Origin of the sequence: Pedobacter frigidisoli (assembly GCF_004331675.1) — a bacterium.
In the GTDB taxonomy this organism is placed as follows: domain Bacteria; phylum Bacteroidota; class Bacteroidia; order Sphingobacteriales; family Sphingobacteriaceae; genus Pedobacter; species Pedobacter frigidisoli.
In genome coordinates this window covers 36,358-57,492 of record NZ_SJSN01000018.1, presented here as the reverse complement: position 1 = coordinate 57,492, position 21,135 = coordinate 36,358, and the positions used below count along the sequence as shown (strand labels likewise).

General features: G+C 39.2%; 15 protein-coding genes. 8 read left to right on the top strand and 7 right to left on the bottom strand.

The features are described 5' to 3' along the window. The first annotated feature begins 115 nt into the window (after positions 1 to 115). From EZ449_RS19090 to EZ449_RS19080, 3 genes are all read left to right on the top strand, one after another. Complete coding sequence (locus tag EZ449_RS19090; RefSeq protein WP_165499810.1) at positions 116 to 1,402, top strand: patatin-like phospholipase family protein; 1,287 nt, start codon at positions 116 to 118, stop codon at positions 1,400 to 1,402. A gap of 257 nt (positions 1,403 to 1,659) precedes the next feature. After that, the gene (gene tyrS / locus EZ449_RS19085; RefSeq protein WP_131561911.1) at positions 1,660 to 2,946 is read left to right on the top strand and encodes a tyrosine--tRNA ligase; all 1,287 of its coding nucleotides are present in this window, start codon (positions 1,660 to 1,662) and stop codon (positions 2,944 to 2,946) included. Between the two features lie 115 nt (positions 2,947 to 3,061). Continuing rightward, on the top strand, positions 3,062 to 3,517 hold the full coding sequence (locus tag EZ449_RS19080; protein ID WP_131561909.1) for a Fur family transcriptional regulator: 456 nt from the start codon (positions 3,062 to 3,064) through the stop codon (positions 3,515 to 3,517). Here the strand turns inward: EZ449_RS19080 and EZ449_RS19075 are convergent. The 3 genes from EZ449_RS19075 to EZ449_RS19065 are packed head-to-tail and all read right to left on the bottom strand — an operon-like array spanning position 3,503 to position 7,154. Beyond that, on the bottom strand, positions 3,503 to 4,486 hold the full coding sequence (locus EZ449_RS19075) for a LuxE/PaaK family acyltransferase (RefSeq protein WP_131561907.1): 984 nt from the start codon (positions 4,484 to 4,486) through the stop codon (positions 3,503 to 3,505). The two genes, EZ449_RS19080 and EZ449_RS19075, sit on opposite strands and share 15 nt — an antisense overlap. A gap of 19 nt (positions 4,487 to 4,505) precedes the next feature. After that, positions 4,506 to 4,865 (bottom strand): hypothetical protein, encoded by a 360-nt coding sequence (locus tag EZ449_RS19070; protein WP_131561905.1) that lies wholly within the window; start codon positions 4,863 to 4,865, stop codon positions 4,506 to 4,508. A gap of 6 nt (positions 4,866 to 4,871) precedes the next feature. Further along, the gene (locus EZ449_RS19065) at positions 4,872 to 7,154 is read right to left on the bottom strand and encodes a penicillin acylase family protein (RefSeq protein ID WP_225872373.1); all 2,283 of its coding nucleotides are present in this window, start codon (positions 7,152 to 7,154) and stop codon (positions 4,872 to 4,874) included. Between the two features lie 345 nt (positions 7,155 to 7,499). On the opposite strand from EZ449_RS19065, the gene EZ449_RS19060 reads away from it, so the two are divergent. From EZ449_RS19060 to glgB, 3 genes are all read left to right on the top strand, one after another. Next, entirely contained in the window at positions 7,500 to 10,385 is a 2,886-nt protein-coding gene (locus EZ449_RS19060) for a TonB-dependent receptor (protein ID WP_131561901.1), read from the top strand. A gap of 231 nt (positions 10,386 to 10,616) precedes the next feature. Further along, positions 10,617 to 13,079: a glycoside hydrolase family 31 protein gene (locus EZ449_RS19055; protein ID WP_131561899.1), complete on the top strand. Its 2,463-nt coding sequence runs from the start codon at positions 10,617 to 10,619 to the stop codon at positions 13,077 to 13,079. 58 nt (positions 13,080 to 13,137) lie between these two features. Further along, a complete protein-coding gene (glgB, locus tag EZ449_RS19050; protein WP_131561897.1) occupies positions 13,138 to 15,102 on the top strand; it encodes a 1,4-alpha-glucan branching protein GlgB in 1,965 nt (654 codons plus the stop codon). A 120-nt stretch (positions 15,103 to 15,222) separates the two neighbouring features. Here glgB and EZ449_RS19045 read toward each other — a convergent pair whose 3' ends face one another. The 3 genes from EZ449_RS19045 to EZ449_RS19035 all read right to left on the bottom strand — a co-directional run bounded on the left by EZ449_RS19045 (position 15,223) and on the right by EZ449_RS19035 (position 18,150). Continuing rightward, positions 15,223 to 15,408 (bottom strand): hypothetical protein, encoded by a 186-nt coding sequence (locus EZ449_RS19045; protein WP_131561895.1) that lies wholly within the window; start codon positions 15,406 to 15,408, stop codon positions 15,223 to 15,225. 155 nt (positions 15,409 to 15,563) lie between these two features. Further along, entirely contained in the window at positions 15,564 to 17,753 is a 2,190-nt protein-coding gene (locus EZ449_RS19040; RefSeq protein WP_131561893.1) for a TonB-dependent receptor, read from the bottom strand. A gap of 58 nt (positions 17,754 to 17,811) precedes the next feature. Then, positions 17,812 to 18,150, bottom strand: coding sequence for a DUF6660 family protein (locus EZ449_RS19035; protein ID WP_131561890.1), 339 nt, complete (start codon positions 18,148 to 18,150; stop codon positions 17,812 to 17,814). Positions 18,151 to 18,766: 616 nt separating this feature from the next. On the opposite strand from EZ449_RS19035, the gene EZ449_RS19030 reads away from it, so the two are divergent. Further along, entirely contained in the window at positions 18,767 to 19,378 is a 612-nt protein-coding gene (locus EZ449_RS19030) for a Crp/Fnr family transcriptional regulator (protein WP_131561888.1), read from the top strand. A 19-nt stretch (positions 19,379 to 19,397) separates the two neighbouring features. On the opposite strand, the gene EZ449_RS19025 is transcribed toward EZ449_RS19030, so the two are convergent. Further along, entirely contained in the window at positions 19,398 to 19,859 is a 462-nt protein-coding gene (locus tag EZ449_RS19025; RefSeq protein WP_131561886.1) for a hypothetical protein, read from the bottom strand. 420 nt (positions 19,860 to 20,279) lie between these two features. Between EZ449_RS19025 and EZ449_RS19020 the strand changes: the two genes are divergently transcribed. Beyond that, a complete protein-coding gene (locus EZ449_RS19020) occupies positions 20,280 to 20,645 on the top strand; it encodes a response regulator transcription factor (protein WP_131561883.1) in 366 nt (121 codons plus the stop codon). The last annotated feature ends 490 nt before the right edge of the window (positions 20,646 to 21,135 follow it).

The window sequence follows — 21,135 nt, the reverse complement described above, 5'->3', positions numbered from 1 at the left end:
CAAGATAATGTTTTCTTGGTGGTTGCAAAACCGAAACATTAAAATATTGTGCTTTAGAAATGTATTGCTTTGTAAGCTAATTATTTATAGATTTAATTACCTTAACCAATCAATCATGCCTATTCCTAGAAATTATAAGATCCTCTCTCTCGATGGAGGTGGATCTTGGGCAATCATCCAGGTGAAATGCCTGCGCAAACTTTTTGCAGAAACCTTTAATAATCCAGATCCAACGGGGCATGAGGTTTTACGGGAATTTGATCTGGTGGCAGCAAATAGTGGTGGGAGCTTGGTTGCTGCGGCCATGGCCGAAAATCTTCGCCTATCCGAGATTGAAAAGATCTTTGGTGATGAAAAACTGAGGAGTAGGGTATTCTCCAGACTCAGTTTTTTTGAGAAAAGCTTACTTTCCAGTGTGGCAAGAATATTTATGATTGGGGCGAAGTATGCCACCAAGCGCAAGCATAAGGCATTAAAGGAAATTCTACCCGGAATATCGACCATCGATTTAATGCATATTCCAGCTCATGTTGCCATTGGCGGCGAGGTGAAAACACAATTTTTGATTATTGGCTACGATTATTATCGCAACAGGGCAGAAATGTTTAGAACGGATTGCGATAGCCTGGCCTCGACCTCGGTCATTGAGCGGAAGTTGAGAAATCTGCCTGCGGTTGCTCCAGCTCCGTCAGATTGTTTGGTGAGCTTAGTTGATGCCATACATGCCTCAAGCACTGCGCCAGTAAACTATTTTAACGAACCGGCGATGTTTAAGGTAAACAACAAGCTTAAATATTACTGGGATGGAGGCGTTACGGGAAATAACAATCCGGTTCTTGCGGCGGTAACGGAGGCCATCTGTAATCGCGAACAGTATCAAATTGAACATATTCAGGTACTATCCATTGGAACGGGCAGTGTGGTCCAGCTTCAGGCTGACGAGGATATTCCAGCTAAGTACGCGGAATTAAAGGCTAAACATGAAGAACCTGGCTTGATCAAGGATATTCAAAAGATGGGTACGAGTATATTAAATGATCCACCAGACACGGCAGCGTTTATTGCTTACACGATCCTCAATTCCGCTATGCCCGCTAAACCCATAGATTTTATTAGGATGAACCCGGTGCTTCGGCCAATCTTAATTAACGATACAAATGGCAAACATTGGGATCTTCCACCGGGCATTAGCAAGGATGAATATGTTACCTTGAATGAGACGGATATGGATGCTGTTGAGGACAGGGAAGTATTGCTCATTGAGAAACTCTGCGATAACTGGCTTAACAATGCAGGCATCCCCAATCAGGCCATTCGTAGTGATGCAAGTCTAAATTGTTTGATTGGTCATGCAGATTTTGATATCGCAAAGGCTGATTTTAAAAGCTGGTTTAAGACCTGAGCCCGGAATAACGCAAATTAGGATTACCGGCTTAATTGTAATAAACCTAACAGGAGCGAACACGAAGCCGATTTCAGGATCTTCAATTTCCTGCAGGTTTTATTGGGTGAGTAAAGCAAATGGCAGGACTACACTGGCCATAATTGCTGGTCCTGCTTTTCTAATAATGATAAGGCCAGAAAACTAGATTGAAAATTAAAAATTTTCTACAGCTAAAATTTTATCTTTGCAGCCACAATTATTAAAGTGTTTGTACAATGGCGAATTTTGTTGAAGAATTAAGGTGGCGAGGCATGCTGCATGATATTATGCCGAATACGGAGGAAAAGTTGAACGAGGGCATGACTTCTGGTTATATCGGTTTTGACCCAACTGCAGATTCGCTACATGTGGGACATTTGACGCAGATCATGACCTTAATTCATTTTCAAAGAGCTGGACATAAGCCATTTGCGCTTGTGGGTGGCGCTACCGGAATGGTTGGCGATCCATCGGGAAAATCTGATGAGCGTAACCTGCAAACCCCAGAAATGATTGAGTACAACCTTAAGGGAATGAAAGCCCAATTGCAAAAATTCTTAAAGTTTGAGGATTCCGGAAATGGTGCGGTAATGGTTAACAATGCCGATTGGTTTAAGGATATGAACCTTTTCACATTCATTAGGGATGTAGGAAAGCATATCACCGTAAATTATATGATGGCCAAGGACAGCGTGAAAAGCCGTTTATCGGGTGATGCCGGATTGTCTTTTACAGAGTTTTGCTACCAACTGATTCAGGGTTACGATTTCTACCATTTATGGAAGAATAATAACTGTTTAGTGCAAATGGGTGGTTCTGATCAATGGGGAAATATCGTTACCGGAACGGAACTGATTAGAAGAAAAGATGCTGGGACCGCTTATGCGATTACTACACAGTTAATTAAAAAGGCCGATGGAACCAAGTTTGGTAAGACAGAAAGTGGTGCAGTTTGGCTAGATCCTGAAAAAACCTCCCCCTATAAATTTTACCAATTTTGGTTAAACGCATCTGACGATGACGTTAAAAAATGGATCAGGATTTTTACCCTAAAGAATAAGGAGGAGATAGAGGCTCTAGAAAAGGAACATGATGCTGCTCCCCACTTACGCATTTTGCAGAAAGCTTTAGCCGAAGATATAACGGTTAAAACACATTCTGTTGAAGCCTTAGAAACTGCTATCAAAACCTCTGAGTTTTTGTTTGGCAACAGTTCGCTCGACTTTTTGAAAACGCTTTCCGAAAGCCAGGTGCTGGAAATGTTCGAGGGAATTCCCCAGTTTAAGATTTCCAAAGCTGAATTGGCTGGCGGAATTGATATCGCTACATTACTTGCTGAAAATACTACTGTTTTTCCATCAAAGGGTGAAACCAAAAAGCTAGTTCAGGGCGGTGGTGTTTCTGTGAACAAGGAAAAGGTCGCCGATGTAGCGTTCGTTTTCAATACGGAGCATTTAATCAATGATCAGTTTGTTGTGGTGCAAAAAGGTAGAAGAAATTATTTTCTCCTGGTTGCTGAATAGGATAAATCATCAATATAGGTAAGGGTTCTGGATTTGAATATCTGGAACCTTTGTTGTTTCAAAGGGTTTTTCCAATGATCTAATTGAGGATATATTTGTTTATTTTTGTTCGGTAATGGATAATAATACAGCACTTCTCGAAGAACTACTGGTAAAAAAGGGATTGAAAAGAACTGCTCCGAGGTTGCAGGTGCTGGAAATTCTAAGTGGGAGGGACTCTGCAACATCGCAGCCCTATTTGGAACAGTTAATGGGCAAATCTGCCGATCGCGTTACGCTTTACCGTGTTTTGCAAGCTTTTGAAGAAAAAGGGATTATCCATAAGGTATTGGATAGCCATGGAACAGCAAATTACGCGATCTGCTCTGGTAAATGTACCGCCAAGGCACATCATGATGAGCATGTTCATTTTAACTGTAATCGCTGTCAGAAAATCTATTGCCTTGATAATGTAAAGGTTCCATCTTTTAAGGTTCCAGCTGGATTTAGGGTAAACCACCTTAACTTAATTGCTACTGGTACATGTGCGGCTTGCGCCGATCAAATCAATTCATCACTATTGAACCAATAGGTTACAGCCCCTGATATCGGCATTGTCGAATCTCCCCAATACCTCAAAACTTCCATCAGGGTTTATCCTACCCAGATCTTGTGTGGCGATAAAACTGCATGAATTGATGTTAGCCAAATCAATGACGTTTATGCCGCCTGTTTTTCCGTTCGCAATAAGTGTTAATGGATCATTTGTATCCCTGATCAAGACTTTCATCCACCCTGGGCAGTTGAAGATTCCATCGCCCAAAGAATAGGCCTGAGAAAGCAATTCCGTCATTCCATACTCACTGTGGATAGCCGAAATGCCGAAACCTTTTGTCAATCCCTGATGAAGTTCTTCGCGAACCATTTCCTTACGCTTGCCTTTCATACCGCCAGTTTCCATTACAATGAGTTCGGGGAAATCGATGTCGTATTTCTCGATGAGATCCAATAAGGCATAAGTCACGCCAATTAAGACCGTCTTTTGGTTTTTTGATTTTAGTTGAAGCAAGGTCTCTAGCAGTTCATCATGGTTATAGAGGAAGTAGCCACTTTGCGGATGGTTGCTTTTTTTGATCAGATCATCAACCATATAAATTAATGAGGAACCCGATCTTTCCTGATAGGATGGAAGTAGGGCCAGAAAACAATAATCCTCCACATTGCCATAAAACTGATTAAAGGCTTGCAAATAACTTTGTTCATATAGCCTTACCTCGGTAACATGGTGACTGCTCTGAATCATCCCAGTAGTGCCCGAGCTACTAAAGCTTACCTTAATCGGATCGTTATTACTCAAGATACTGTGGCTCTTAAAAAAGCTGATCGGAAGAAAGGGTATTTGTGGGATTTCGGAAACCCCGTCAATCTCCACATGCAAATGATGAATATATTCCCTGTAAATGTTGCAGTTTTCTGCTTGATGCCTAAAAATGTTTAGGGCAATTTTTTCAAAATCCTCCTTGGTATGTACAGAAAATATATCTTCAGCTCTCGTATTCACGATGCAAAAGTACGAAGCATTATGCTATTTTTTCGTCAGTTTTTTTTGCTAGCATCGCCATGCGGAATTGATAGCCACAAAAGCCACTTATTCCCGCAACCAGCCCGCTCAATATTCCGGTGACCAGTAGAAGTGCCCACCAAAGTTTAATGCCTGTCATTATAGCAACTCGGCTGGCCAGAACGTTGTCGTTTGGTAAACTTTTGAACAGGGCATAGCCAATCCAAAGTAGAAAAATTGCAAGAAAGGATTGCCAAAAAGCGATCTTGCCTGTTTTTCCGATAATGCCACAGGTTGTAAATGAGATTACAATCATGATCCACCAGGGTGCAACCATTTGGAGTAAGAAGCAGATAATTAATATAACGATGAAAACCATGTGATGCTATTTTGAAATTTTTAAACGAGAGATAATTGTGCCCGATCTATCATCAGGCGTTTGCATATAGAAAAGATCATAAAGTTTTCCGCTTGCCCAAGTATCGATCATATTATCGTAATACTTGCTGCCCGGGTTCCCCGATTGTCCGCCAGGGTAAACGCCATGACCCTTTGGGGTTTTTCCAAGTTCGATAACCATTCTCCACGATGGGCCATTGGTTTCGCTCAAGGCATTTATAGTGCTTTTTCCACCTCCAATTTGTAATACCTGCGAGCCAAATCCCGGGATTTTAGCCAAATGAGGAACGTTGGTCTGCTTCACGTTAGACCAGTTCCAATCCTTGTTTATTGGACCAAACCTGAGTTCTAGACTATCGCAGCTATATTTAAATGCCTCATTGACCAAGTCGCTTAATGTTTCTTTTTGAGTGGTTTTGATGTTGTCGTACCAAGAAGCATTTGGTTCCTTGAGGATCATTTCGACAGTACGATCCCTGGATGGATAACGCATTGGGATACCCTCCACCTCAAACTCATCATTCCAGATATTGAAAGACAAGCGCTTGGTCCAGATTTCGAAAACACTTGCCGCAATCTGATCAGCATCATAACGCTTGTTCCATTTGTTTATGTAGTTTAATGACTCTTTTTGCGTTGCATTTAGTTTTTCATTATCCAATAGTGGAACAAGGGCTGGAACAAGATTTTGTGCCATAATGCTGTAATTGTCTGTTTGCATCAACCTGATGCTATCCATTGTTGCCTTGCTCATTGCCCCTAAACGTTCGTTAATTCTTTTTCCCCGCTCATACGGTGCAAATTCCCAATTGATATAATAGGGATAGGTTGTATCTGTAGAGGATTGATTTGCCGAGCTCACAAAACCTCGTGGTGGGTTTTTAACGGTTGGATTTTGCGCTGCGGGAATCCAGCCTTGCCAATCGTAGGCCGGATCAGTTCCATCCAGAATAAACTTACCCTGGTCTTTCCATTTTAAGGGGAATTTTCCATTGGGTGTAATGGCAATATCATTATCCACACTGGCGAAAACAAAATTTTGTGCCGGCGCAGTATAATAGGTAAGTGCCTTACGGTAATCAGTATAGTCTTTTCCTCGATTTAAATAGTAGAAAGTCATGAGCTCGTTGGAGCTGTCATGCGCAATCCAGCGTAGTGCATCGCCAACAGGAACGTTGTTCGCCCGACCATATTTTGGCTTCTGAAAATAGACAACCGGACCATGATGGGTATAGAAAACAGTATCGATTTCATCCTTGCCACCTCTAACTTTTATCGTTTCCAATCGCTTGGTGGTTGCATTCCATTTATTGTTATACCAGTATTCGTTATGGGTAGTGTCCTTAAACTTGATTTGATAAAAATCTAGAACATCAGCCGCCACATTGGTAACGCCCCAGGCAATTTTCTGGTTGAAACCGATGATAATTCCTGGCGCACCAGGAAGTGAGACACCATAGGAATTTACACCAGGGGCATGCAATTGAATTTGGTACCAGATGGATGGAAGTGTGAGATCCAAATGAGGATCATTGGCTAAAATTGGGAATCCTGAAGCAGTTTTTGAGCCAGATAGTGCCCAATTATTACTGCCAATCCCCTCAATCTTTTCCCTTGTTCTTACCTCACCAGTAATTGCCTTTGTAAAGCTTTCTGGTGTTTTTGGCGTTGGGAGCGGAGAAAAATCCCATTTTGTTCCAACAGGAATTATAGGATCCTCACGGAATGGGTAATCGGGAAAAAGATCTTTTGTAATGTCTGGACCGAATTTCCTTAAGATATTGGTCATGTAAAATTCATCAGAACCCATGGCCAAAACCGCAGACATCTGCTTAAGTAGCAGCGCACATTTTACGGGTGTCCAGTTTTCGGGCCTAAAATCCAGTATCTTATATTCCAGCGGATAATTTGCGTGTGAAAGTGTTTTGATGTAGGCATTAATGCCATCGGTATAGGCCAAGATCATTTCCTTGGATTTTGGATTGGCCATCATGCCTTTTAATGAATTTTCTGCTCCATAGACCATGCCCATTCTGCGCTGATATCGATCTACCTCAATGGCCTTATCACCCACTACCTCACTAATTCTTCCAGCAGCAAAACGCGTTTGAAAATCCATCTGCCAAAGGCGATGCATGGCTGTAACATAACCTTGTGCCAAATAAAGATCGTGGTCATTCCTTGCGAAAATGTGCGGAATCATCCTGTCATCAAAGACGATTTCGATCTCATCGATAGCGCCCTTGATCTTGGCCTTATGATTGAACATAAAATGGTTGTTTTCGGCATTTTGCCAAAAACCCATAAATGGATTTAAAAATTTTAGGAGTGGGGGAGTACTTCCTAATTTGGTGTTAAATAAGAAGGCTAGTGCTATAGGGATTACGAGGCAGAATAGAGCTTTAATTTTATTCATAATGGTTAGCTAAATATCTCAAGTTACTAAGGTAAAGTAAAATGATGATTTATGTTTATTGCAAAATACAACAAACTGGGTATCAATCAAAATTATAAATTGATTTGAAATTATTATGCAAACATAATTTGTTTAATTGAAAAAAAGCATTTAAGTTTAACTAACTAATATTACAAATAACCAAATTAACAATCATTTATGAGCAGAATTTTTACACAGATCTTCTATGTGTTATTTTTTGTGTGTGCAATAAACATTGCGGCACGGGCACAGAGCATTACGGTTAGCGGAACCGTAAAGGATAAGCAATCAAAAGAAGGGTTGGCAGGCGTTAGTGTTACCATTAAAGGTCAATCCGGTGGTACGGCATCCTCGAGTAATGGAACTTTTTCATTTACAACAGCCGCCAAAGCTCCGTTTACCATAGTTGCTTCTTATGTAGGTTACGGAACGGTAGAGCAGCAGGTTACGGGCAGTACCACGGGCATCAACCTGGAACTGGAAACCGCTGTGCAATTGGGAGGGGACGTTGTGGTTTCTGCATCGAGAACGCCAGAGCGCATATTGGAATCTCCAGTTTCCATTGAGCGCATGAGCGCTGCCTCAATTCGGGAAATTGCCGCACCATCCTTCTACGATGCCTTGAATAATATGAAAGGAGTAGAGAGCAGTATGCAGAGTTTAACTTTCAAGTCGATTAATACCCGTGGTTTCAACTCAAATGGTAATACCCGTTTCAATCAATATATCGACGGAATGGATAACCAGGCACCAGGCTTGAATTTCTCCGTTGGAAATATTGTAGGTATAACCGAGTTGGATATCGATAACGTCGAACTTTTACCGGGAGCATCTTCGGCATTATATGGCGCTGGTGGTATCAATGGAACGTTGTTGATGACCTCTAAGGATCCATTCAAATATCAAGGTGCAAGTTTTCAATATAAGACTGGCGTAAATCATGTAAATGACGATAACAGCAGCGTACAACCTTTTAACCAATTGGATGTACGTTTGGCCAAATCATGGAACAACAAGTTCGGGGTCAAGGCCGCATTTTCATTCCTGCAGGCAAAAGATTGGATGGCGAATAACTATTCTAATTTTGATAGAGTGGCGAATGGTGTAAAACCTGGTGACAGAATATCTGATCCGGGGTATGATGGGGTCAACTCTTATGGTGATGAGGTGAATTCAAATTTATTAGGCGCAGCAAGATCGGTACAGGCCGCTTTCCAGGCTTCCTCTCCAGCAGGGTTTGGTGCATTCAACAGCTTTATTGGCAGTGGATTAACCTACCCTCAAATTGTTACCCTGGTTAGTACCAACCCAGCGTATGCGGCATTAAGGCCTGCCTTGCCGTTTTTAGGCGTAGTATATAGCCTAAACAAAGGAACAACTGCAAGCCAAACGGTTTCTAGGACAGGTTATAACGAGGAGGATTTGGTTGATTATAATACCAAATCGATGAAAATGTCGGGTGCGGCCTATTATAATTTTACCCCAACAATTCAATTGGTAGCACAAGCTAACTGGGGAACGGGAACTTCGGTCTATACAGGTTCCGATCGTTACTCCTTACGTAATTTTAATATTGGTCAGTATAAATTAGAGTTGAAAGGTCAGGATTTCTTCTTAAGAGGCTACACTACTCAAGAACGTTCAGGCGATTCATATATCTCTTCAATCTTAGGAAGTTATATCAATGAAAAGTCAAGTCCTACTGCAGCAGCTTGGTTTCCAACATATACCATTGCCTATTCAGCGGCAAGGTCACAAGGAGCAAGTGATGCTGCGGCTCAGGCAGCGGCAAGAGCGACTGCCGATGCTGGAAGGTTTGCGCCTGGTTCAACTAATTTTGCCGTGGCGAAAGAGCAGATCAAGAATACAACCATTAGTGCAACTGATGCAAGTAAGGGGATCTATGGAGCAAAGTTTGATGATAAAACAAATCTTTACCATTATGAGGGAATGTACAATTTTACAAACCTGCTGAATAATGCCCTGGAATTTCAGGTTGGTGCTTCCTCAAGAACTTATCAATTAAGATCTGGTGGTACAATCTTCGACGATTTAAATCGTAAGATCGATATTGATGAATATGGTGCTTTTGCCCAGGTAGGTAAAAAATTTGGTGAGGTATTTAAATTGACAGTTGCTGGCCGTTATGATAAGAGCACGAATTTTGAGGGACGTTTCACCCCTAGAATAACAGGTGTATTTACTGTTGCTAAAAACAATAATATCCGTTTGTCATTTCAAACGGGATATCGTAATCCAACTACTCAAAATCAGTACATAGATCTTTCAGTTGGAGGAGGATCTCAGCGTTTAATCGGCGGTCTACCAGAATTCTTGAGCAAATATGGATTGAATGTTGAAGCGACCAAAGGATATACAGAAGCAAGCTACAGGGCTTACTTAGCCTCAGTTATTGGCGGGGCTGCCAATCCTGCATTACTTCAAAAATACACTTTTGATGCTAGGGGCGTGAGACCAGAAAGTGTTAAAGCCTATGAGATTGGTTATAAAGGATTGTTAGGCCCAAGATTATTAATCGATGCTTATGCTTACTACAATCAATATAAGAACTTTATTACAGCGGTCAATGTTTACCAAAATGTTGGTGGAAGCTTTGTTAAATATGGTGTGCCAATCAATGCCGAAGGCGAAGTAACCTCATATGGTGGTGCTTTAGGCCTAGATTATCTAATGGGTAAATGGAATGTGAGCGGAAACGTATCCTATAATCAAATTGGTGATCTTCCTGAAAATTATATCAATGATTTTAACACGCCAAAGATCCGTTATAATCTAGGATTGGGAAATAGGGAAATCATCAAGAACTTTGGTTTCAATATTTCCTACCGCTGGCAAGATCAATTCTACTGGAACTCTTCTTTCTCAGCAGGTCAAGTTCCTGCCTACAGTACCTTGGATGCCCAGGTTAGTTTAAAAATTCCATCGGTAATGTCTTCAATTAAATTGGGTGGGTCTAATATCATGAATAAGTATTATATCACTTCTTATGGTAATCCAGCAGCAGGAGCGATTTATTATCTAGCATTTACTTTTAATCCATAGCTATATTTATAATCTTTCAGCCCTTGGTAGCTCAACAAGTTACTGAGGGTTTTTTATTGCTCTTTTTATTTAATCTCTCAAAATAATAATCTTTTAAAACAATCATCCTTAAACTTTATGTACGGATTTGAAAATTTACTTCCTCCCTTTTATAAAATATTTGTATTATAGTACTTTCTTAGGGCATTTGCAGTTTTAAGGTAAAGGATTTAAATTTTTGAATAAATAAGAATGGAAGCTCAAGACGACAAACCTATCGAGGTAAGTGACCTGATCGAAAAAGAACAGGAAATACAGCACTTAAATAACCCCGTAGATATATCTGTAAAGCCAATTGTTAAACAATACCTTGGCGAGGTTAAAAAAGTTAAGAAAGAAGGCAATCGTTTCTATTTTTCTGATGGCGATGCCAGGGTAGAGATCCGGGTAGTTAGCGATGAGATTATTCGCGTTAGATTGGCCCCACATGGTGTTTTCTTAGATGATTTCTCTTACGCAGTGCCAGAGGTTGATCAAAAGGTTTCTGTCTTTAAGATGCAGGAACATGAAGACCATTATACCGTTTCTACGCACTCTGTTACCTGTAAGATCGAAAAGGCAAACTTTCACATATCGTTCTCTGATAATATTACCAATATTGTGATGGTTGATGAGGCCAATTCAATGCATTGGGAAGAGAATACCGATTTCGGGGGTTACTATATCTATGCAACCAAGAAATGCCATCCAGAGGAAAACTTTTTTGGTTTGGGCGATAAATCAGGGAATTTTAACCTGCGCGGTAGAAGATTTGAGAATTGGAACACGGATGCATATTCCTTTGGCTGGAATCAGGATCCATTATACCGAACCATTCCATTTTATATAGGCTTACACAATCAGGCCGCTTACGGTATCTTTTTCGATAATACCTTTAAGTCGTATTTCGATTTTGGCGGGGAAGATGTAAGTAAAACTAGTTTTTGGTCCGATGGTGGTGAACTCCAATATTACTACATCCACGGTCCGCATATTATGGATGTGGTTAAACGCTACGCAAGTTTGACCGGTACCCATCCAATGCCTCCAAAATGGACCTTAGGTTACCAGCAGTGCCGTTGGAGTTACTATCCAGAATCCAAGGTCAAGGAAATCGCAAAGCAGTTCAGGGATCGTAAAATCCCGTGCGATGCCATATATCTCGATATCGATTACATGGATGGTTATCGCTGTTTCACCTGGAACAAAAAATATTTTCCAGATCCAAGGAGGATGATCAAAGAGCTCTCTGATGATGGATTTAAGACGGTTGTAATGATCGATCCTGGAATTAAGGTAGATGATGATTACTGGGTTTTTAAGGAGGGTAAGGAAAAAAGATTTTTCTGTCGCAGAAGCGATGATTACTATATGGAAGGGCATGTTTGGCCTGGACGATGCCAGTTTCCAGATTTTACCAATCCAAAGGTGAGAACATGGTGGGGCAATCTTTACAAGGAACTTGTAGATATGGGCGTTGCTGGTTTTTGGAATGATATGAACGAGCCAGCTGTTTTTGGCTCGGGAACTTTCCCCAACGATGTTCGCCATAATTACGATGGCTTCCGTGGTTCGCACCGTAAGGCACACAACGTTTATGGTATGCAGATGGTGCGATCAACCTACGAGGGACTTAAAAAACTTATGCGCAATAAACGTCCTTTCACCATTACTAGGGCAGGTTATTCCGGTATGCAACGTTATGCAAGTGTTTGGACGGGCGATAATATGGCTACATGGGAGCACTTAAAAATGGGCAATATTCAGTGTCAGCGTCTTTCCGTATCTGGTGTGCCATTCTGTGGAACAGATATTGGTGGCTTTAGTGGAGAGCCAGATGGCGAGCTATTTACCCGCTGGATTCAGCTGGGAACTTTCTCGCCTTTCATGAGGGCACACTCTGCTGGAGATACCGCGGAGCGTGAGCCGTGGAGCTTCGGTGAGTTTTTTGAGGATATTAATCGCAAGTTTATTGAGCTGCGGTACCGATTAATGCCATATCTGTACTCGGTTTTTTGGGAGCATCACCGTTATGGCTTCCCGATCTTAAGGCCATTGGTAATGCTTGAGCAGGAAAATATCAGCAATAGTTTTCGTCAGGATGAGTTTTGCTATGGGGATAAATTATTGATTTGTCCGATTTTAGAGCAGGGTGCAATCTCCAGAAAGGTATATCTTCCAAAGGGTACCTGGTACAACTTTTGGACCAATGAGGTTTTGGAAGGCGGAAATGAATACGAGGTTGAAGCGAAAATTGATAGCATGCCCATGTTTGTAAGGGCTGGGTCTGTTATTCCTGAATATCCAGTGATGCAATATGTTGATGAAAAAGCCATTACCGAAGTTGTACTGAATGTTTACAGCAGCGATTATGAAGTAAATTCATACATGTATGAGGATCACGGCGATACCTTTGCATTTGAGCAGGATATCTATTTGGAAAAGAAATTTACTGTTAAAAGCGATACCCAGGCCATTAAGATAAACCAAAGAATAGAGGGCTTATACACACCAAACTATGAATTTTATGCCTGCAATATCATGGGTGTAAAGTTTCAGGTGAAAAAAATCATTGTTGATAATAAAGAGGTGACTGAATATAGCACTGATGACAAAAACATTCTTCACTTTAAGTGCAACAAAAACTTTTCTGAGATACAGATCTTAAGTCTGTAACTTTTAAGCCTCAAAACTGTTAAGTTTTTGGGGCTTCATTTATCTAGCCAAAATACCTATGTCAGCAGTAAAAAAAGTGCCTGCAAAAAAAGCAGTCTTACCTAAAATAGATAAAAGTAAAACCGTTTGGGCTTATAGCTTATTCTCTGACTATGATATAGACCTCTTCCTTGTAGGAAAGCATTTTAGGCTGTACGAAAAAATGGGCTCGCATCTTATCGATGTGGAGAAAACAAACGGAACATATTTTGCGGTTTGGGCGCCAAATGCGATAAAAGTAAGTGTTACGGGGGTTTTTAACGATTGGAACCAAACCTCGCACGAGCTTAACAAGCGCTGGGATGCTTCAGGAATTTGGGAGGGATTTTTACCTGGGATTGCAAAGGGTGAGGTTTATAAATATTTTATTAAGGGTTTTGACGAGTCAGAGCACTTAAAAGGCGATCCCTATGCCAGAAGATGGGAACATCCTCCGCAAACGGCATCAATTGTTTGGGATACAGATTACACTTGGAAAGATAAATCTTGGTTGAATAAGAGAGCTAAAATAAATGCTCTAGATCAACCTATATCAGTTTACGAAATCCATTTGGGTTCTTGGGAAAGAGATCCAGATAATCCTGAACGTGTACTGAATGCCAGAGAAGTTGCCACCAGACTTGTTCCTTATGTAAAGGAAATGGGATTTACCCATGTGGAGCTGATGCCATTAATGGAATTTCCATATTTTCCGAGCTGGGGCTATCAGGTTACTGGTTATTTCGGGGCCAGTTCTCGGTACGGTTCGCCGCAAGATTTAATGTTCCTGATAGATGAACTTCATAAGGCGGATATTGCCGTAATCCTCGATTGGGTACCATCGCATTTTCCTGGAGATCGGCACGGGCTTTATGAATTCGATGGAACGCATCTGTATGAGCATGCCGACATGAAAAAGGGGTTCCATCCTGATTGGAAATCGTACATATTCAATTACGATCGAAATGAGGTTCGTTCGTTTTTGATCAGTAATGCAATTTTTTGGCTAGATCAATACCATGCCGATGGGCTGCGGGTTGATGCAGTGGCCTCGATGCTATATTTTAATTTTTCCAGGGCCGATGGAGATGCAGCAACAAATGAATATGGCGGCAGCGAAAATCTTGGTGCAATAGAATTTCTTAAGGATTTAAATGTAGCCGTTTATGGGAATTTCGAGGGTGTGCAAACCATTGCCGAGGAAAGCAGTACCTATCCTGGCGTAACCCACCCTGTTCATGCAGGCGGATTGGGCTTTGGTATGAAGTGGATGATGGGTTGGATGAACGATACACTAAAGTATTTCAAGGTAGAAACCTTGGGTAGAAAGCACCATCATCATCAGCTAAGTTTCAGCATGACTTACGCCTTTACAGAAAATTTCATGTTGCCTTTTTCTCATGATGAGGTTGTACATGGGAAATCGCCAATGCTTTATAAAATGCCTGGTGATGATTGGCAGAAATTTGCCAATCTAAGAGCGTTATATGGCTACATGTTTACGCATCCCGGTGCAAAACTCCTTTTTATGGGGAATGAGTTTGCCGATACTAATGAGTGGAATTTTACGCAATCGCTAGATTGGCATTTGCTGCAATATGCACCGCATAAGGGTATGCAAGAAACGGTAAAGGCATTGAACTTTCTTTATCGCAAAGAACCAGCTTTATATCATTTTAACTTTAGTTATGAGGGCTTCGAATGGTTAGATGCAGATAATGCGAATGAATCGATATTTGTTTACATGCGTAAAGGGCCTAAAGCCAAGGATACTTTAGTTATTGCATTAAACTTCACACCAGTTGTAAGAGAAAATTATAAAATCGGCGTTCCGTTTAAAGGCAAATGGAAAGAGATTTTTAATTCAGACGATATCGTTTATTATGGCGGTGGAATTAATAATAGGGGAGATATTACGCCAGATAAATTCGCATATAATAATCAAGAATATTCGATAACTGTTGATTTACCGCCATTGGGCATAGTTATCTTCAAAACTAAGTAAATAAGAAAAGCCTCTCATTGCTGAAAGGCTTTCTTAAACCTTGGAGTGGAAGCTTCCAAGGAGGGTGCAAAGATACAATAAGACTTGTTACTTGCAACAATTATTTTAAATATTCATATTCTAGTATAGATCAATTGCTATTAAACCGTAATCGCCCTTAACAATCTCAAAGAAAACTGAATCAGATTTCCCCTTATCATCATGGATAGATAGATCAAAGAATTTTATCTTTTGATTGTTGTGATCCCTTAAAATACCCATACCGGTTTTTCTATTATATTTCGTTATAATTCCTATTCTCAACATGAAAGGCGATTTTAGAAAGGCTTGAATCAAATGTAACATAAACTTTACCTTTTTATTGTGGTTTTTGTTTTTACCGTATTAATGCGTTGATAGGACTTTCATACTATGGCTTTTGTTGATAATTTAGCGCAAGCATCAGAATTATATTCTTCTTATTAAAGCTTCAATTTTATTCCAGCATTAAAGGTTCTACCTTCCGTATGTGTCCAAATATCATCAAAAGATGGGTTAAGGTGCGACCCGTTTACGACGTTTTTATATTTGCTTTGCCTGGTATCGGTGAAGTTTTCCGCATTGATAAATATAGAGATTTTTCCAAATACCTTTTCTGCCATAAAACCAAACTCCCAAAACGGACTGGTTTGCAGGTTATTGTACAGGTATTGCTTATCTGTGAAGTAACCCTCAAGTCCGAGTTTAAAGTTTCTTTCCTTTTCATAAAGCAGGGCAAGATTTAATTTGTTTTTTGGTAATAACCTAATGTCTTGCGTAAAGGGCAAATATTCTGCTTTTGCATTGGTAAAGGTATAGCCTGCAAAAAGTTTAAAATACTCGTGGAAAATGAGCTTTGCGTTTGTTTCAAAACCCAAACTGCGAACGGGTTGTTTCGTGTTTTCAAAATAAAAGAAATTGGAAGCATCCTGAAGCAGAATTGTAGAGTTATTGATCTTTGTGTAGAAGAACATTTGGTTTAGGCTGATCATCCAATCCTCCCCAATATTGGTCTTAAAGTTAATATCTGCTGTTCCTCCATAACTTCTTTCTGCATTAACGTTTTCCAAGGGAAGCAAATTTTGATATTGGAAAGTTTCTGTCTGCTCGATGAATAGGGTTGGAGTCTTGTATCCCAATCCGCCGCCAATTCTTGAACTCCATTTCTCATCAAACTTATACAATGCCGATATTCTTGGTAGAAGGAAAGCCTCATTTTTACTGTAATAAGAATTGAAATATTGAACAAAATCTATCCTCATACCACTTTCCAGCTTAAACTTTTCACTTACATCCCAAGTATGCTGAACGTATGCGCCGCCTGTTTTCGTTGTAAAATCTTTTGAAAGTTCTGGTGATTGGTTTTCCTCTACAAACTCATCATAAACTAGGTTTGCGCCAAAAATCAGACTGTGGTTCTTTAAGTTTTTCAGGTAGCTGATGTCGGTATATGAATTATAGTTTATGCCATCAAAACTGTAATCAGGAATTGCTATACCACGTTTAAAAAAATTGAAGCTCGTTTTAACTTTCAGCAAGTCTTGCCCATTGGTTTTGTAGCTGAAATCAAGTGTTGAGGTATTTCGAATACTCGTATTCTTTTCAAAATACCTATGATTGGCATCTGTACCATCATTGATAACAAAGATATCGCCACCAGTTCTATCGCTTTTGGTAAACGAGTTGCCGAGAATTATTGTCGTTCTCTCATTTGGATAAAAGAATAATTTAGGATGAATGGTGAAATCCTTGGTTTTTGGGAGCTCGGTAAAATCATCTTTGTCTACATCGTAAGCCCGTTGAAAGTTGGCCAGTGCTAAAATACTATAGCCAAATTTCTTGTTTCTTTGCATGCCAAATCCTCCAATATTGGTTTGCCCAACATTAGATTGATTTAATATAAAATTAAAATCGGCCTTTTCTCTAGGGGTTCTGGAGATGAAATTTACAACACCAGCAATGGCTCCGGCACCATATAATGTGGAAGATGGTCCTTTGATAATTTCTACCTGTGCCAAATCCAATGGAGGAATTTCGAGAACGCTTAGTCCATTTGCGAAATTTCCAAAACTGGCGTAGCCATCCTTTAAAAGCTGTGTATATCTCCCATCAAGGCCCTGAATCCTGATGCTTGCATTGCCACTGGTTGCCGAGGTTTGTTGCACAGAAATACCAGTACTCTCGTGAAGAATCATGGAAACGTTGGCTGGACGCATGTTGCTTTTTTCATCAATTTCCTCCAGCTCGATGGTTTCTACCCGTGTCGGTGTATTTTGGATGGAACGGCTTGTTCTGGTTGAGGAAATGATTACCTCTTCTAACTCATCTTCTGATGAACTTAGAAAAACAATGGAAGGGCTTAATTGCTGAATGGGAAAAGTTATGTTTAAGGATTGTTCCTCATACCCAACATTTCTAATGATGAAAGTTTGTGCTCCATTTGGGATATTATTAAAGGAGGCAATGCCACTTTCTAATGTTTTTGCAATTTGGTTAGTTCCCTTAATTAGGATAGTAACCCCATTAATTGCCGATTTATTTTCCTTTTCCTTAACAAGGATTTGGAAATTATTTTGTGCATAAGCACCTACAGCACACAAAAGTATGCATAACGATAATATTATTTTTCGCATTTAAATCTGAATAATTTTTGAATAAATAGATCAAGCACAAGAAGTGCTTTTTTGCCGATTAACCGATCAATAATTTATTCGTTTTTGGCGGTTGCCAGATATTCTGAAAATAATTTGTGATGAATTGCTGGTTGTGGAATATCTTCAGCTTTGTAGGGCCTGTTCTCTTTAGAAAATCGAAACCATTGAATTGTAAGTTGCTAACCAAAGGTTGTCCGCAGCAGTTACAGGTACACAAAGGTGAACAGTCGTCCTGGTTTGGTGTATGTGCCGATTTGTTGATATCCAAAGATGAAGTTTTAACCGTTACACTGCTTTCAAAATCCAGTGCATCCTCGCAGGTAATGCAGGATAAAATCAGGATGCTGAAGCTTAACAGATAAACTAAAATTTTCATTCTTAAATACAAATGTACGAATCAGTTTTGAACTGAATAGGCTTTGTTAATAATTGTCAATAAAACTGGGCCTTAGCATTACAATCAATTATAAATAAACCACCCCACTTCTTAAAGGCCTACTCTTTAGGGTTGTGTGCTTATTTTTTAAGGCAGGATAATTCGCATTATTTCGTATTGTCCAATCAAATAACAGACACGAAATCTTGCTTCATTATGCAATTGGCCTAAATCCCGATGCAAAATTGAAAGTTGGGTTACCAGAACAAGAGATCTTTATCGATAAACTTAGGGCCAAGGATCATGATGGATTTTGTTCCTTATATGAGTGATATTCATCTGCTATTTATGGAAATGTATTACGTGTTGTAGATGATCATTCGAACGGAAATCTATATTGACGTGTTCTTTTTCTGAAGTGTGGATTACTCTTGCACATTTCGATTAAAATAAGGTAAACCTATTCACTTGGATGAGTCAAATTGCTAATTGGCTATCAAAAAACTAATATAATTGTCAGTTTCCTCAGCACAATAGTCTCAATCATCTACTTTATTTTGAAAATTTTATAAGTTTTGCTATTATTATCAATCTGTTCGTCTATTCCCTTTTTTATATGTCCGAATCCCGTAAGATCCATCTAGTCAATTTAGTCATTGATTATCTTAATAGTCTCCATCCCATCTCCAACGGTTTCACTATCGAATTGCAAAAAGGGCTGCAGCCACTTTTGGTTAGGAAGAGCAAATTCATATTATCTCCAATTGATAATAATGAATGTGTTTATTTTGTCGCTAATGGCCTGGTTCGAGGTTTTGTAAAGGATGATGGAAAGGATATTACAACCTGGATTAGTCTAGGCAACGAGTTCATTGGCGCTATACAACATCCGAATGAAACCATTGAGCCCTCGTTCGAATATTTACAAGCCCTAGAGGATACAGAACTTGTTGCGCTACCAAACAAGTTGGTTCATAAGCTATATGATGCTTACCCGGAAAGTAATATCATTGGGCGGAAGATCTTGGCCTTGCAGTACCATGCTGCATCAGAAAGATCAATTCTTGCGAGAATACCATCCGCAGAGCGTAGATATGAGAAGTTTTTAGAAATAAATTCTGATTATGTTTCCAGTGTTCCGTTGAGGTGTATTGCCAGTTACTTGGGAATGAGGTTGGAAACGCTTAGCCGGATAAGAAGCAAAATGATGAAAGAAATGCCGGTATAGCTTAAGGCATGGACAAATCTTAAACTAACTTAGGCGGAGGCGAAAGTATTACCTCGGCGTTTATGTCCTTTCTGTAAGTGTTTAACCGTAAGGAAACGGAAATGGAATAATTTATTTTACCAAGAAAGTTGTTTTGTATCAATCTAATCAATTTATCCTCGCTAATAAATATGGTGTGTTCAAATTCGTTAGCATAATCATAGTGGTCCTCTGTAAAATCATCAAGTTGTCTAATTACATCTAAGCTCTCGAAAAATAAACTGCCATCTCCAGTTCCATACTTGCATTCAGTAATATGTCCATCACTTAATGTGATACAAAATAAATTATTGCCAGTGTCAACAGCTCTTCCATAAATCATAAAGTTCTCGTCGCTTGTTGAATATTGATAGTTTAGGTTAATGAGGTATGAATCGATATCTTTTACTTTAAGATAGATGAAAATATGAAGCAAATGTTCAATGATTGATAAATTAGGCATCTTGTTTTTCTTATACTTAAACTAATATAAGATTTGCTTTCTAGTTTGAGTTGTAGGTAAGTCTATTTGTTTGTTTTACAAATGTTTACACTTTATACATTTTGATATGCAACCTGTTACAAACGCAATAAAAGAATTTATTTTAATTATTTTTGAGTAAGTAAGAATTAAATCAACGGGACGATTTAGATTAAACTTTTAAGCCTCTCCATAAACGAGAGGCTTATTTTTTTTTAAAATCGCTCCGAAAACGATGAGTTGCCTCGCTCAACTGATCTATAATATCTAGATCAACTCAAACCAAAGGTTTTCTAAAACTAGAACTTTTCCTTATTGGTGCATATAAATACGCAATACATTGTTTTTTCTTATTAATGCTTCTTTAAAGCTTACCTTGCCCTTCCCCTAGGTTACAAAAAAATGAGTAAAATTCTTGTCCTCGAAGATGATTCTGCTACGCTTGATGTAATAAAGCTTTTATTTGAGCTGGAGGGGTACCAGGTGCTTGGCATCAGCGATCATAGTATATTGTTTGATGCAATTGAAAAGTATCTTCCTAGTGTGATCTTAATGGATGTTATCATTGGCCAAGCAGATGGAAGAGATATTTGTCAATTATTAAAGTCATCTGTTTATAAGGATATTCCTGTACTGCTCATGTCGGTGGTCAATAATTTTCATAGTGATCTCGAACATCCAATGATTGCGGATGATTATATAGATAAGCCCTTTGATCTTGATGTAATGGTAAGCAAAGTGAAAACGCTTATCGATAATTCAAATTAGGTTAATTAACCCATACACTTAATTCTTAAGTATCAAATTTCCCAGAATGCAGATCTAAATGTGCATAGCGTTTTGAGTGTTTTCTTTAGGGGATGAATCTGGGTATACCTAGCATCGGCTTAAATAATTTCGCATGATTCCAGATAGGACACATTGATTAAAATTTTCTCTTAAATAAGAAAAGGGACAACTTATCCAAGCTTGTCCCTTTTTTCTAACCAAATATAAACCTGTTATGAGCCAGGCTTTGTCTTTAATCTTCTATCTAAACCTAGGTTTTTCAAGAAAATGATTTATCTTTTTTAATGGTGATAAACATCGTTCCGTTTATTACTCTACAAATATAGTAAAAAAAATGATAGTGTAAAAAATACACTATGAAATATTTATATATTTTTTTTGTCATTTTTTGTTTGCAATTCTTTTTTGAGGGATTGTTGAACTTAAAATGACCCCTTGGCAAATATAAGCTGAAAATATGTTAATTAAT

Bases quoted from the DNA above. Each gene is read 5' to 3' on its own strand.
- EZ449_RS19025 (WP_131561886.1), bottom strand. From the start codon at position 19,859: ATGCCTAATTTATCAATCATTGAACATTTGCTTCATATTTTCATCTAT.
- EZ449_RS19030 (WP_131561888.1), top strand. From the start codon at position 18,767: ATGTCCGAATCCCGTAAGATCCATCTAGTCAATTTAGTCATTGATTAT.
- EZ449_RS19090 (WP_165499810.1), top strand. From the start codon at position 116: ATGCCTATTCCTAGAAATTATAAGATCCTCTCTCTCGATGGAGGTGGA.
- EZ449_RS19045 (WP_131561895.1), bottom strand. From the start codon at position 15,408: ATGTTGAGAATAGGAATTATAACGAAATATAATAGAAAAACCGGTATG.
- EZ449_RS19055 (WP_131561899.1), top strand. From the start codon at position 10,617: ATGGAAGCTCAAGACGACAAACCTATCGAGGTAAGTGACCTGATCGAA.
- glgB (WP_131561897.1), top strand. From the start codon at position 13,138: ATGTCAGCAGTAAAAAAAGTGCCTGCAAAAAAAGCAGTCTTACCTAAA.
- EZ449_RS19040 (WP_131561893.1), bottom strand. From the start codon at position 17,753: ATGCGAAAAATAATATTATCGTTATGCATACTTTTGTGTGCTGTAGGT.
- EZ449_RS19060 (WP_131561901.1), top strand. From the start codon at position 7,500: ATGAGCAGAATTTTTACACAGATCTTCTATGTGTTATTTTTTGTGTGT.
- EZ449_RS19065 (WP_225872373.1), bottom strand. From the start codon at position 7,154: ATGTTCAATCATAAGGCCAAGATCAAGGGCGCTATCGATGAGATCGAA.
- EZ449_RS19020 (WP_131561883.1), top strand. From the start codon at position 20,280: ATGAGTAAAATTCTTGTCCTCGAAGATGATTCTGCTACGCTTGATGTA.
- tyrS (WP_131561911.1), top strand. From the start codon at position 1,660: ATGGCGAATTTTGTTGAAGAATTAAGGTGGCGAGGCATGCTGCATGAT.
- EZ449_RS19070 (WP_131561905.1), bottom strand. From the start codon at position 4,865: ATGGTTTTCATCGTTATATTAATTATCTGCTTCTTACTCCAAATGGTT.
- EZ449_RS19080 (WP_131561909.1), top strand. From the start codon at position 3,062: ATGGATAATAATACAGCACTTCTCGAAGAACTACTGGTAAAAAAGGGA.
- EZ449_RS19035 (WP_131561890.1), bottom strand. From the start codon at position 18,150: ATGAAAATTTTAGTTTATCTGTTAAGCTTCAGCATCCTGATTTTATCC.